Origin of the sequence: Methylotenera versatilis 301 (genome assembly GCF_000093025.1) — a bacterium.
GTDB classification, from domain to species: Bacteria; Pseudomonadota; Gammaproteobacteria; order Burkholderiales; family Methylophilaceae; genus Methylotenera; species Methylotenera versatilis.
Genome location: NC_014207.1, coordinates 2,539,420 through 2,553,493 on the forward strand (window position 1 = coordinate 2,539,420; position 14,074 = coordinate 2,553,493).

At 42.6% G+C, this 14,074-nt stretch carries 12 protein-coding genes, 1 tRNA gene and 1 riboswitch; of the genes, 10 read left to right on the plus strand and 3 right to left on the minus strand.

The features are described from left to right. Window positions 1–9 precede the first annotated feature (9 nt). Window positions 10–882 (minus strand): pirin family protein, encoded by an 873-nt coding sequence (locus M301_RS11620; RefSeq protein ID WP_013148978.1) that lies wholly within the window; start codon window positions 880–882, stop codon window positions 10–12. 64 nt (window positions 883–946) lie between these two features. After that, window positions 947–1,513 (minus strand): YceI family protein, encoded by a 567-nt coding sequence (locus tag M301_RS11625; protein ID WP_013148979.1) that lies wholly within the window; start codon window positions 1,511–1,513, stop codon window positions 947–949. A 145-nt stretch (window positions 1,514–1,658) separates the two neighbouring features. Here M301_RS11625 and M301_RS11630 point away from each other — a divergent pair, with 145 nt between their 5' ends. From M301_RS11630 to M301_RS11645, 4 genes are all read left to right on the plus strand, one after another. Continuing rightward, window positions 1,659–2,564 (plus strand): LysR family transcriptional regulator, encoded by a 906-nt coding sequence (locus M301_RS11630; RefSeq protein WP_013148980.1) that lies wholly within the window; start codon window positions 1,659–1,661, stop codon window positions 2,562–2,564. Between the two features lie 143 nt (window positions 2,565–2,707). Then, window positions 2,708–3,649 (plus strand): PEP-CTERM sorting domain-containing protein, encoded by a 942-nt coding sequence (locus tag M301_RS14725; protein ID WP_013148981.1) that lies wholly within the window; start codon window positions 2,708–2,710, stop codon window positions 3,647–3,649. A gap of 313 nt (window positions 3,650–3,962) precedes the next feature. Further along, on the plus strand, window positions 3,963–7,472 hold the full coding sequence (locus M301_RS14310; RefSeq protein WP_013148982.1) for a bifunctional diguanylate cyclase/phosphodiesterase: 3,510 nt from the start codon (window positions 3,963–3,965) through the stop codon (window positions 7,470–7,472). Between the two features lie 242 nt (window positions 7,473–7,714). Next, window positions 7,715–7,818, plus strand: a riboswitch (cyclic di-GMP riboswitch). A 30-nt stretch (window positions 7,819–7,848) separates the two neighbouring features. Beyond that, the gene (locus M301_RS11645; RefSeq protein ID WP_013148983.1) at window positions 7,849–9,144 is read left to right on the plus strand and encodes a hypothetical protein; all 1,296 of its coding nucleotides are present in this window, start codon (window positions 7,849–7,851) and stop codon (window positions 9,142–9,144) included. A gap of 288 nt (window positions 9,145–9,432) precedes the next feature. Here M301_RS11645 and M301_RS11650 read toward each other — a convergent pair. Continuing rightward, window positions 9,433–9,508, minus strand: a tRNA-Lys gene (locus M301_RS11650). 342 nt (window positions 9,509–9,850) lie between these two features. Between M301_RS11650 and M301_RS11655 the strand changes: the two genes are divergently transcribed. Genes M301_RS11655 through M301_RS11680 form a run of 6 tightly spaced genes read left to right on the plus strand, consistent with a single transcriptional unit; the run spans window position 9,851 to window position 14,066 of the window. Next, on the plus strand, window positions 9,851–10,120 hold the full coding sequence (locus M301_RS11655) for a phosphopantetheine-binding protein (protein ID WP_013148984.1): 270 nt from the start codon (window positions 9,851–9,853) through the stop codon (window positions 10,118–10,120). Window positions 10,121–10,138: 18 nt separating this feature from the next. Beyond that, window positions 10,139–10,783, plus strand: a complete 645-nt coding sequence (locus tag M301_RS11660) for a COG4648 family protein (protein ID WP_013148985.1) — start codon at window positions 10,139–10,141, stop codon at window positions 10,781–10,783. 11 nt (window positions 10,784–10,794) lie between these two features. After that, window positions 10,795–12,168 (plus strand): AMP-binding protein, encoded by a 1,374-nt coding sequence (locus M301_RS11665; protein WP_013148986.1) that lies wholly within the window; start codon window positions 10,795–10,797, stop codon window positions 12,166–12,168. Between the two features lie 8 nt (window positions 12,169–12,176). Beyond that, entirely contained in the window at window positions 12,177–12,512 is a 336-nt protein-coding gene (locus M301_RS11670; protein ID WP_013148987.1) for an ApeI family dehydratase, read from the plus strand. Beyond that, on the plus strand, window positions 12,509–13,462 hold the full coding sequence (locus tag M301_RS11675) for an LpxL/LpxP family acyltransferase (protein WP_013148988.1): 954 nt from the start codon (window positions 12,509–12,511) through the stop codon (window positions 13,460–13,462). The genes M301_RS11670 and M301_RS11675 overlap by 4 nt, the downstream gene beginning before the upstream one ends. A gap of 16 nt (window positions 13,463–13,478) precedes the next feature. Then, the gene (locus tag M301_RS11680) at window positions 13,479–14,066 is read left to right on the plus strand and encodes a LolA-related protein (protein ID WP_013148989.1); all 588 of its coding nucleotides are present in this window, start codon (window positions 13,479–13,481) and stop codon (window positions 14,064–14,066) included. The last annotated feature ends 8 nt before the right edge of the window (window positions 14,067–14,074 follow it).

Consider the following 14,074-nt stretch of genomic DNA (forward strand, 5'->3'; position numbering starts at 1 on the left):
ATTATTGCGTCACACAAGTTGTCCATTTTGATAATCAGCAATTGCTTGGTCGATTTCTTCGCGAGTATTCATCACAAATGGACCATATTGAACAATAGGTTCTAATAATGGCTTTGCAGCCAATAGTATGAATGACACAGGCGTCTCTGCTGCAGTTACTTCAACAGATTCTCCCGCTGATAACACGCCAACGGATTGCGGCTCAAGTAAGCGCTGTTCAGCTTTAGCACCAATCAATACTTTACCCTCATACGGATACACGAATGCATTGTGCCCTTCTGTAATGAGTTGGCTAAAGCTTTCTCCCGCAGACAAATGTACATCTATGAATAATGGCGCTGTGGTTAAACCTTGAATCGGTCCAGCCACGGCTTTACCATCTTGCATGGCTGTACCCGCAATCACTTTAACTGTGCCTGCATTTGCTAAATGGACTAGCGGAATCTCATCAGGCTGAATATCTAAATAGCCCGCAGGTTTCATCTTCTCATTCGCAGGCAGATTTATCCAAAGCTGAAAGCCACGCATACGACCACTTTCTTGCTGTGGGATTTCTGAGTGAATAATGCCACGGCCCGCGGTCATCCACTGCGCGCCGCCACTTTTCAAATCGCCTTTGTTGCCTAAATGATCTTGATGCAACATGTGGCCATCAAGCATATAAGTCACTGTTTCAAAGCCACGATGCGGATGATCAGGAAAGCCTGCAATGTAATCATCTGGATTTTCAGAAGAGAATTCATCTAGCATTAGAAACGGATCTAATCGCATAAAACCAGACTGCCCAAGGCTACGGCGTAATTTCACGCCACCGCCATCTGAAGTTGGAATGGACTGAATCACTCTTTGCAATTGCCGTACTTTAACTTGCTGATTTTGCATACTAAACTCCATATTCTGCGACTGGCAAAACTTGCCAGCTATCCGCTATCAACCTTGTTCTGACTTATTGCTTAACAGCCTCAACAGGTAAAGTAATGGTCACTTCATCACTCACGTAAGGCACATGTTTGCTCATATTAAAATCTGTACGTTTCACCACTACAGTCGCATTCGCGCCACAAGCATCTTTTTTCAACATTGGGTGAGGCATACACATGAACGAAGTCACAGTAAGTGTTTCTGGTTTACTCACACCTTTAATCGTCAACGTGCCGTCAATTGAAACAGGTTTATCACCTTCAAAATTCATTTTCTTAGAGACAAAAGTAGCCGTTGGAAATTTTGCCGTATTAAAAAAATCTTCGCCTTGAATATGCTCATTAAATAAAGCAAAGCCTGTGTTCACAGAGGTTGTATCAATGGTCACATCCACAGAGCCAGTTTTAGCGGCACGGTCAATCACGATTTTGCCTGTCGCTTTATCAAAACGGCTTAATTGCGTTGAGTAGCCAAAATGACTATATGAAAAGCGCGGCATGCTGTGGTTGCTATCAATCACATAAGTTTCAGGTGCAGCAACGGCTGCAGTAGATATGGTGGCTGCAATAGCCAATAAAATAAAACGTTTCATAAGATTTACTCCAAAATTAATACTGTTAAAAATAAATGGTGTTGTATAAATTAATTTCTAGAGCCTCATTTAATACCTTAACAATAAGATATAAAAGTATAATAATCTGCTATAAATTATCAGTTAATTAGATAGGTTGACTTAAATGACACCCAATATCACTTTGGAACAATGGCGCACTTTAATAAGCATCGTAGATGCTGGCGGTTATGCCCAAGCTGCAGAAATGATGTATAAAAGTCAGTCCGCCGTGACCTACGCGGTGCAAAAGATTGAATCAATGCTTGACGTTAAGGTGTTTGAGCTTCAGGGTCGCAAAGCAATACTTACCCCAACAGGTCAGATGCTGTATCGCCGTGCACTAGCGCTCGTCAATGAAGCCAACGAACTTGAACAAGCTGCCCATGCCTTATCTGCAGGCTGGGAAGCCAATATTAATATTGCAGCAGAGATACTCTTTCCTCCTCAACTACTATTGACTTGCATGCACAAATTTGGCTTAGAAAGTCCGCATACAAGAATAGAGCTTATTGAATCAGTGATAGGTGGTACCTCTGAAGCCTTACTCAAGGGCGAGGCCGACATTGCCATTTCCCCACAACTACCCCCAGGCTTTTTAGGTAACCTGCTGACGCGCATTAAAATAATTGCAGTCGCCCATGCCAGCCATCCTCTTCACCATTTAGGCCACGCACTTACCTATAAAGACCTCCGAGCTTATCGTCACCTAGTGGTAAGAGATTCAGGTAAAAATCGCGGACAGCGCCCTGCGATTGTTGATGTCGATCAACGCTGGACTGTCAGTCAAATCGCCACCTCTATTCAAGCCGTGTCGATTGGCTACGGCTTTGCATGGTTACCCGAAGAACACATAAGGCAAGAACTTGACACTGGCTTGCTTAAGCCGCTGCCGCTACTTGAAGGTGGTGCACGCGAAGTTCCACTATATCTAGTGATAGCCAACCCAGATTTTGCAGGGCCAGGGATTAGACGCTTGGCAGAAATTATTAAGAACTCAGTTGAAAGTTCTGAGAACAGCCAAAGTGACTAAACCATGTCCCAAGATTGACCCTTTCGGGTGATTGAGGGTGAAAATATTTACGCGTATAGTTCAAAAAAACTGATAAAAGTTTCAGCCCGACCATAAACTGTTTAGGCATTCAAATAATTAAAAATAACTTTAAGGGGACTATAGTGACAAAAAAACTATTAATAGCAAGTCTAGCTTTATCAAGCATTTTTCTGAGCTCTACTGCAAATGCGGGACAAGTTTTAAGCACTGGCGATATTTCCATTGGCGTACAAGACTTTGGCGCACTTGGTGTGGGTTCTGTTGCCTTATCCCATCTAGGTAGCGATGCAATTACCCCAGGTTGTTTATGTGAAGGCTGGGGCGCTTCTTTTGGAAGCACAGCAGGTTGGTCAGCAAACGCTAACGGTGGTGATAATAACGTTAGTTTAGTGAACTTCACAGGTACAAGCTCAAGCGCTACTTCTATCGTTAGCGTAGCTAATGCACTGCAAATCACTCAAGCCTACACAGCTTCAGCATCATCTTCTTTATTTGTAAATAAAGTAACGCTTACTAATACCACTTCAGCTAGCATGAGTGATGTACGCTATTCAAGATCAATGGACTGGGATGTACCGCCAACACCATTTTCTGAGTTTGTAACTATCAACCGTGGTACCTCTACAGCTTTGCTTTTTTCTAACGACAACGGCTTTGCTACACCGAACCCACTTTCTAACCCAGGTGAATTGTCTGCAGGTACAACTAACGTAAATTTTGCAGATTCTGGCCCGAACGACCATGGTGCATACTTTACATTTAGTTTTGGTGCTTTAGCTGCAGGCGAATCTAAAACTTTTAATATTTTCTACGGTGCAGCAGATAGTGAAGCAAATGCATTTTCAGCATTAAGCAAAGTTGGAGCTGAAGTTTACTCATTTGGTCAAAGCAACACAGTGGGCGGCCCTTCTGCAGGTACGCCTTCAACATTTATTTTCGCCTTCTCAGGTGTTGGTGGCACTCCAGTATCACCAGTGCCAGAACCAGAAACATACGCGATGCTTTTAGCTGGCTTAAGCTTAGTTGGTTTCGCAGCACGTCGTAAAAAACAAAATCAAGCATAAGATATATTTAATTATAGTCATAAAAAGGGGGAGCATATGCTCCCCTTTTTATTTGCAGATCAAAGCGGATAAAATCTATAAGATACTCCCCTGCTGTAATCCTTGTAATGATATAACCATGTTTTCTATGTCTTATTCCAACTTCAAAGCCCACTGGGCACCGCATAATATACAAATCAAGTAAAGCATTTATAATCAACGCCCTCGCAACAGCGCTGCGTAGAGTCGGCTAATATCGCAGTGGCAATGTGAACTCAGCTCAAGATGGAGCTTATATAAACATAAATGATTAAACTTACATTGAGTATAAAAAGTGGCACTAAGTTATCAACTAAAACAGATTTATCGTTGGTCTGACCTTCCGTTATTGCTTGGCATTTCGTTAGCCTATGCGCTACTCGCGAAAATTGCATTGGGATACTTCTCAGCCAATGGCGTTGTCTCTATGGTTTGGCCATCTAGCGGCTTAGCGTTGGCCGCACTCATACTCGGCAAGAAAAAATACTGGCCTAGCATTTTCATAGGCGCGCTCACTGGCAATATCATGCAAGGCAGCCCAATTAGCATCTCCATGGTGATTGCTTTTGGTAACTCATTAGAAGCACTTTGCTGTTTCTGGATACTGTCACACATACAACGATTCAAACCCACGCTTGAACAACCACGCGATTTTTTATGGCTTTCTGTGGTCGGCATATTAGGCTCAGTAGTCAGCGCAGCAATCGGTGTAAGCACTCTAGTATTAAATGGAATGGTTCCAAAATCTGCCGCTTGGCATAACTTTTTCAATTGGTGGCAAGGCGATATGCTGGGCATATTACTTGTGACACCGCTGATTTTAGTCTGGCGCCAAGTACCGTACGACTGGATAAAACGCGAGCGCATCACTGAGGCCATCATTTGTTTTGGGCTCTCATTCTTTGCTGGTCAAGTTATTTTTATAGGCTGGTTTTACGGCATTTTTGGCATTACAGCTAGAGGTTACTGGGTATTCCTATTTGTAACATGGGCTGCAGTACGCTTCGGCCGTCATGGCGCATTACTTGTCCTTGTCATGACTGCAATACAAATGCTGTTAGGTATGGTACTTGCTGTGGGCGGTGCAACAAACAATCAAGTACCTGTTGGCCTACTGAACTTTTGGCTGTACATGTTGGCGTTAACGATTGTTGGTCTATTAATTGCGTTAGTGATTGATAGAGTCAAATCAACAGAATCGTTATTATTACAAAAAAATACCTTATTCAACAAAATATCACAGCGCGTACCCGGTGTTATTTATCAATTTAGATTATATCCAGACGGCAGATCCTGTTTTCCTTTTGCGAGTGAAGCTATTCAAGAAATGTTTGGAATTTCACCACTACAGGCTAAAGACGATGCTGCAGTCGCATTTTCAAACATTCATATTGAAGATTATGATGGCGTTATAGTATCCATGCAACAATCAGCACGTACGTTATTGCTGTGGCAATATGAGTTTCGAGTGGTGTTACCAAATCAAGGTGTGCGATGGAGATTAGGCGAATCGCAACCTGAAAAAATGGAAGACGGCAGTATCCTTTGGCATGGTTTTATTACCGACATAACTGAACGTAAACAAGCTGACGACAGAATTAAACGTCTCTCAATGCTATATAAGGCCATCAGTGAGATCAATCTCGCCGTAGTGCGTATGGAGCAGCAGTCTGAGCTTTTTCCATTGGTATGCCGATGTGCCGTTGAGTTTGGTGGCATGAAAATAGCTTGGGTGGGTCAACTGGATAACGCTAGTGACATGATTTTACCCGTTGCTAAATATGGTGACACTTCAAGACACCTAGACAACATCAAAGTATCCTCAAGTGCTGATGTTCTTGAGGGTAGAAGCACTACAGGCACAGCACTACGGGAAAATAGACCCATCATCATCAACGACTTCATGACCAATCCAATGACTGCACCATGGGTGAAAAATGCCGTCGCCATTGGCTGGGCTTCCGCTGCAGCATTCCCTATACAACGCGGTGGCAAGAAATTTGCTGTCCTTACCGTTTGTCATGAGTTTGCTAATGCTTTTGATTTAGAAGCCATTGCTTTACTAGAAGAAATGTCAAAAGATATTTCTTTCGCTCTGGATAATTTCGATAGAGAAATGCAGCGTAAGGCTGGCGAGGAATCACTCAGAATAGCTGCCTCAGTTTATGACACCAGCAGCGAAGGCATCCTGATTACCGATGCTAATAACTCAATCATTGCCATCAATCCAGCTTTTACAAAAATCACTGGTTACAACCTTGACGAAGTGATTGGTAGAAATCCAAGAATGTTAAGTTCTGGTCGTCACGATGCAACATTTTTTAAGAAGATGTGGCATGAAATTAACACGACAGGCCAATGGCAAGGTGATATTTGGGATAGGCGAAAAAACGACGAAATCTATCCTAAAAGGCTGATGATTAATACTGTATATAACGAAGATGGTGCTGTTCAAAGACGTATTGCCATGTTTACAGATATTACACAGAAAACTGAAGCCGAACAGCTCATTTGGAAACAGGCAAATTTTGACTTTTTAACTGGGTTACCCAACCGCCAGATGTTTCATGACCGCCTTAATCAGGAAATCAAAAAAACCAATCGAAATAACCTACAGTTAGCACTACTATTTATTGACTTAGATAGATTCAAAGAAATTAATGACAACTTTGGTCATGACGTGGGCGATGCCATGCTCAAGGAAGCGGCAATACGATTAAATAAGTGTGTACGTGAAACCGACACCTTATCACGCCTTGGCGGAGACGAATTCACAGTCATTCTTGGTCAGCTAAATGATCTCAGTGTTATCGAACGTGCAGTTCAAGACATTTTAAATAAAATGACAGAAGCCTTCTATCTTGGCGATGAAGTTGTCTACATTTCAGCCAGTGTCGGTATCGCTCTTTACCCTGACGACGCCTCCACTAATGAAACACTCCTAACGAGCGCCGACCAAGCCATGTATGCGGCTAAACAACTGGGGCGCAATCGTTACCATTACTTTACTCAAGCCATGCAGAAATCCACGCAAAAACGTATGCGGCTCACTAATGAGCTACGTGGTGCACAAGAGGCAGGCCAGCTTAGGCTTTATTACCAACCAATCATAGAGCTTGCCAATAACTCCATTCATAAAGCTGAAGCATTAATTCGCTGGCAACACCCAACACGAGGACAGATTAGTCCTGCTGAATTCATCCCCATTGCAGAAGAAACTGGTCTAATCAATAGCATTGGTGAATGGGTATTTCATGAAGCTGTAAAGCAAGCAAGTCACTGGCGCGCAACATACCATAGTGAGTTTCAAATCAGCATCAATAAGTCTCCAGTGCAATTTCGTGATGACACTTTAAAGTATGCCGCATGGCCCGATCAGCTTAAAGAGATAGGCTTATCAGGCCAAAGTATTGTTGTAGAAATTACAGAAGGAATGCTGATGGATGCCAGCGATCTAATCACCAGCAAACTGCTTGCTTTTCGTGATGCCGGCGTTCAAGTTGCACTGGATGACTTTGGCACAGGTTACTCTTCATTATCGTATCTCAAAAAATTCGACATTGACTATCTCAAAATAGACCAATCATTTACACGCAACCTATCGCCGACCTCAGCAGATATGGCGCTTTGCGAGGCAATCATCGTAATGGCTCACAAACTAGGCATTAAAGTTATTGCAGAAGGCGTTGAAACGATAGAGCAAAGAGATCTGCTCATTGCCGCCGATTGTGATTACGCGCAAGGATATCTATTCTCTAGACCAGTTCCGCCAGATGAATTTGAAAGACTTTTGACTGAAAGTTAATACTACTTGGCTATCAGACAAATCTAAGTCACACTTCCGTAACAGTTCGTAGAGCAAAGCTGGAATAGAATCATTGGCAATAATGAGAAGACAAAATACATTATTTTATTTAAAGCTTGATATTTATTCTTTCAAATAAAATGCACTACTAAGGGCGTTTTAAGGTTTAAGGCATTTAATCCCAATTTACTATAAAAATATTTTATATTCTTCACTGTTAATTGATAAGAAAAGAGCATATTATTAAATAAAGGCAAATCCAAATGAAAATTGGAGACGCAAAGTTACCGGTCTAAAGAAAGCATATTCAATATGAAATGCTATCAATGGCAGCGGGGCCGCAAATGAAAAGTATCGTTTACTCGATTCCTTTGATATGGGTTTAAGACTTTGTAACTTTAATTTTAGCGATTTAAAATACAAAGTGGATGACTTTTACAGCGATGTTCTACAAATTTATAGTTTTAAATTTATTGTAGACTTTACTTTAAATCATTTAAATATCAAGGATGTCATCATGATGGCCAAATCTGGATTTAGAACTATTGTCATTTCGACTTTAGTATTTTTTTGCATGTGCGCAGCTTCAGAAGCCGCAGTATTTAAGTGTACTTACAAAGGCAAGTCCATTTTTACAGACAATCCGAGTCTGTGTATAAGCAGTAATTCAATACTTAAAAGTACATCCAGCACTGCTAGCGCAAACACTCCTAGTAAAGTCCCTTCCAGCACTAAGCCTACAACTGCAGCCGTGTTGACTGATACAGTATTTGCCCCATCTAGCTTTTGGTACACTCCAATACCGCTAAATACTACTCTTGACAGCAACTCTGCTAATTATGTAAAAGAATTTTTAAGACAAAAATCTTTATATTACAATAATGTTGAGGTTAACACTTACAAATACGCTAGCCCGGTATACATTGCTGAGAGTAATACTCCATTGGTAAACGTGGGATTCAACAACTGTCAGAATAAAACGTGGACTGACCCGACATTTGTTAAGATGATGACTAGTGTTCCAGTTCCGAGCATAGCGAAACAATCTGCCGGTGGGGATTCTGAAATGACTATTTACCAGCCCTCCACGGATACACTATGGGAAATGTGGGGCACTAGCCAAGACAGTAATGGTAAATGGTCTGCTTGTTGGGGAGGTCAAATAACTCAAGCATCGAAATCCGCGGGACTTAACTTAAAAAACTACGGAACTACTGCAACTGGCCTACCATTTTTGGGCGGTCAAATTACAGCGGAGGAACTAGCTCGCGGTGAAATCAAGCATGTTATTGGAATATCGATGGTTGATCTCGAAACTTGGTCGATTTATTCATACCCTGCTCTAAGGTCTGATGGTTATAATCCCAATAATGAAGCTAACAGAATAGCAGAAGGAAGACGCTTTAGGCTAGACCCAACAATTAATGTGGATAATCTAGCAATGAGTAAAACTGCAAAGATTATTGCTAAAGCAGCTCAAAAATACGGCTTTGTTGTTTGGGATAAAGCTGGGGCAATTTCCATACGAGCTCAAAATGCACTTTCTTACAAACAACTTGGCAAAGCTGACCCATACCCTGCACTTTATGAATATAAACCTACCTACGCTGTGTTAAATGGCTTCCCTTGGGATAAGCTTCAGTTTTTACCAATTAATTATGGCAAACCTTAAATTAATCACATAAATCTCCACATGACCTATTAGAAATAATTGCAATTTAATTAACTGAGATGAACATGTGAAGAGAACGGTTTGCTAAAAAACTTATAAACCTTAGGCTGCAATTTAAGTAGTCTAGAGAAGCTTTACGGTAGAAGCTCTACGGTCATTTAAAGCTTAACAATAGTTTTATAAGAGCGATTTCGTCACATATACGACGCGACTGACCTTCCTTGTTTACAGAAGTTTTAAAGTATACGCATGGTGTTTTAAACACACCTTGCTTCAAACTACTCCTAATGGTAGGGCGTGCGAGGATCGAACTCGCGACAAACGGATTAAGAGTCCGCTGCTCTACCAGCTGAGCTAACACCCCACGTACATTTCAATTACCAAGCTAGAGTATACCAAAAATAGAAATTAACCGTTTACATATGATGTTAGTAAAACAACTGCTAGATTAGAAATAGCTTATTTAAATGTGCTAGTAAACCAAATCCTACAATAATCATTGATAATTCACTAGTATAGATTAGCATTTAGAAATCATATGTTAGTTAGAGCACAGACAAGTTTTAAATTTCAGCTATCCTCATAAAAATCAAAACTGTTTGGTAATAGTTGATTGCTTAGTCTGTTCACAATACTGTTAGAATGCATTTTTTTGTTCACTGATCCTCGTAAAATTTTCATTTGAACCCACTTATAAAAGATCTCTATGATAGAAACTAATACTCCTTTACAACTTGAAATTGCTGAACTGATGGTACAGGCATTGAACCTTGATGTCGCTGCCGCTGAAATAGTACCTGATGCTCAGCTATATGGTAGCGGACTAGGTTTGGATTCGATTGATATTTTGGAAGTTGCACTTGTTGTTTCCAAACGATATGGCCTGCAACTGAAATCAGATAACGAAAATAATCACCAGATTTTCAGTTCCCTACGCAATCTTGCAGAGTATGTTGCTGTCAATAAAACTAAATAATACGGTAGTCGCCGCTCCATGCTAAGAGTATTGAAAGTCTTGCGCGGTGTAGGCATAGTAATGATCATCGTGGCATATGCGATGCTAGTTCATCACGTCAACACGTCTGGACAGTCAGGCATGCTAGGCGCGCTGCTAGCACTAGCTCCATTATTGTTAATTACGCTTACTTTTGCATTGAAAGCGACTTCAAAAATTTTTGGCATGAGCTTCACCCTGCTTTTCTTGGTCTCTAGCTGGTTGGCATTACCACTGATTGAACAGCATACTGCATCAATATTTTGGCTGCAGGATATCGGCCTTATGTTAATTCTGCTTGTGACCTTTGCCAGAACGTTGTTTAGTGGCCGTCAAGCTTTATGTGTACATTTTGCTGAGCTTATCAATGGCGGCGCATTGCCTATTGCCCATGAGCGCTATGCTTATAAAGTAACCATTGCTTGGGTAATATTCTTTGCCACAATGATGTTGGCCTCAAGCTTGTTATTTTTTCTAGCGCCACTTGCAAACTGGTCATTCTTTGTAAATTTCTTAACACTGCCTCTAGTGGCACTTATGTTCATCGTAGAGTTTTTAGTACGCCGACAAGTGCTTACAGATTTGCCTGAGGGCAATGTGCTGGATGCCGTGCGCGCCTACCTCAACTCTAAAAACGCTCATTAAGTTACTCTTAGATGCAAAAACTCCCCTTAATCTCCCATTCTGCACTTAATAAAATTATCGCGTGGCGAAAAGGTTCGCCAGTTTTGGTTGAGCAGTTTTTAGCAGATGTGGCTTATTTGGCAAAGGTATTGCCATCTGGTAAGCATGTTTTGAATGTATGCCGAGACCGTTATCACTTTGCAGTCGGTTTTGCAGCGGCGATGGTCAGCAACAAAGTGAGCCTACTACCTCCAACCCACACGCCAGAGATGGTGCTGCAGCTACAAGCCTTTGCTGCGGATGTGTTTTGTCTGCACGATAATAAAGACTGCGATATCGCATTACCTAAGTTCAGCTATCCTGTAATGCCTGAAAATTCCTCAGACCCACAAGTCACACAATCTGAAACTCTACAACTGGGAATCCCGCTAATAGATGCTGAACAGCTTGCAGCAATTGTCTTTACTTCAGGCTCTACCGGGACACCTTTACCACATAAAAAAAGCTGGGGGTCGCTGGTATGCAATGTCCAAGCACAGGCTGAGCAACTCGGGCTTGATACGGCTACTGACTATACAATTTTAGGCACCATTCCACCACAACATATGTATGGCTTTGAATCCACGCTATTGCTGCCATTGCAAAGCGGTAATGCCTTAAGCAACGAACAACCTTTTTACCCAGCCGATATCACTGCCGCATTAACTGAAATAGCAGGCGAACTGATACTGGTTTCCACACCGCTACATTTGCGATTGCTGTTAGATGCTGAGATTGAGTTGCCGAAACTTTCTATGGTCTTGTCGGCTACGGCCCCTTTGTCCAACGCGCTGGCTCATAAAGTAGAAACGTCGCTAAAAACATCTTTAATCGAAATATATGGCAGCACCGAAACTGGTCAGATTGCCACTCGCCATACCACCAAAACTGAAGAGTGGCGGCTCTTTCCCAATGTAAGCTTAAGTGCACGTGATGCTCGATTCTGGGCTGATGGTGGTCATATAGAGATTGCCGTACCGCTAAACGATGTGATCGAGCCTCTTGATCATGAACGATTTTTGCTGCAAGGTCGCATGCAGGACATCATCAATATCGCAGGTAAGCGCAGTTCACTAGCTAACCTTAACCATCATTTGAATAGCATCAGCGGCGTCATCGACGGTGCCTTTTTCATGCCAGATGAGCTCTCACATGACCATGTCACGCGCCTGTGCGCCTGTGTCGTGGCGCCCAAACTAACAGCGGTTCAAATCTTGTCTGAATTACGCACTCGCATAGATCCGGTATTTTTACCGAGACCACTATTGTTTGTGGAAGCGTTGCCGCGCAACAGCACTGGCAAATTACCGCGCAATGCATTACAAAAACTGATTAGCGAACATATGCGTCCGAATTTAGCGGAGTAATCAAATCGATGAAAAAGCAAAAAGTTCTCAGTATCCCGATAGATCATCCCGCATTTGCTGGGCACTTCCCCGGTACACCCATCGTACCTGGCGTAGTGTTGCTGGATGAAGTGATGTATGCGATTGCTACTGATACCGGCTTGCCTGCTACAGATTGGCAGCTTAGCTCGGTCAAATTTCTGAGTCCTTTGAAACCTGGCGAGTCAGTCACCATCGAGCATGAGCAGTCAGCGAATGGTGCCATTAAATTTGAAGTGTTGTGTGAAGGTTTTGACAAGAATAGCCGCCAAATTGTAGTGGGCAATTTGGTTTTGAAATCCAAGCAATTAGACAGAGAAATATGACACAGCCCAAGGAAAGCACTTACCAGAAATCCGCGCCTTGGCTTAAGCATAAAGAGCGTAGCAATATGCTTTTGCTGCGCATGATGAGCTGGATATCGCTGCGCTTAGGCCGTCGCGCTGGCCGCTTGGTACTGCATTTAATTGCGCTTTATTTTGTATTGTTTGCGCCCGTTAGCCGACGTGCATCTTTAGGCTATTTGCCGCGGGCGTTAGGTCGACCAGCCACTTTGGTAGACCTGTACAAACATTTTTTCTGTTTTGCCTCTACCATCCACGATCGCATTTATCTTATTAATCGCCGTTACGATTTATTCGATATCGACATTCAAGGTAAGGATGTTATCCATCCTTTAATAGAAGCTAACAAAGGTGTACTCCTCATGGGCGCACATCTTGGCAGTTTTGAAGTGATGCGCGCTATTGGACGGCAACTACCTGGCCTAAAAGTGGCGATGGTCATGCATGAAGATAATGCCCAGAAGATTAACTCCATACTTTCCGCTATCAACCCGGAAGCCTCTATGGACGTTATCCCTTTGGGACATATCGATTCCATGCTGCAAGTACAGCAGCGGCTGGATGAAGGCATGCTGGTTGGAATGTTATCAGATCGCACACTAGGCGATGAACCTATGGCACAGGTAGAGCTTTTGGGAGCGAACGCTGCAATTCCCACCGGACCATTTCGCATGGCGGCTTTACTACGTCGCCCAGTGGTATTCATGGTTGGTTTGTATATGGGTGGTAATCGCTACCAAATACATTTTGAAACGCTGGCTGATTTTGCCGAAATACCGCGCGGACAGCGCGACGAAGCGGTAGATGCTGCGATTGCCCGCTATACCGAGTTACTGAATCGCTACACTCGTTTAGCGCCTTATAATTGGTTTAACTTTTTTGATTACTGGCAATCGGTGCCAGCCTCATTAAGTGAAAAGGGTCATCAATGAAAGAGTTCTCACATTCATGAATAATCGCCTTTTAAGTCTTTGCCTTTTGTTATGCAGTCTATGGGCTGTTGCCACCACTAGCCATGCAGAAAGTACTTGGGACTTAGACCAACTCATGCAATCTTTGGCTACCGCTAAAAACGGCCATGCCAGTTTTATCGAGAAAAAGTCTATCGCGATACTGGATAAACCCGTGGAGTCATCGGGCGAGTTGTTCTACACCGCACCAGACCGCTTGGAAAAGCGCACGCTGAAACCCAAGGCCGAAAGCATGGTGCTGGATAAAGATAAGTTAATTCTGGAGCAACGCGGCAAAAAGCATGTACTGTCACTTCAAAGCTACCCTGAAATAGCTGCGTTTATTGACAGCATACGTGGCACACTGGCTGGTGACCGCAAAGCCTTGGAGCGTACTTATAAATTAAACATGTCAGGTACTCAGCAGGACTGGGATCTGAGCCTGTTACCGCTGGAAGATAAAATGAAAAAGGTCGTCACCAGCATCAATATTAGCGGTGATGACAACATGCTGAAAACCATAGAAATCAAACAGGCAGATGGCGATAGCTCAGTCATGATCATCACGCCAATACCTGCGCCCTAATATCGCAG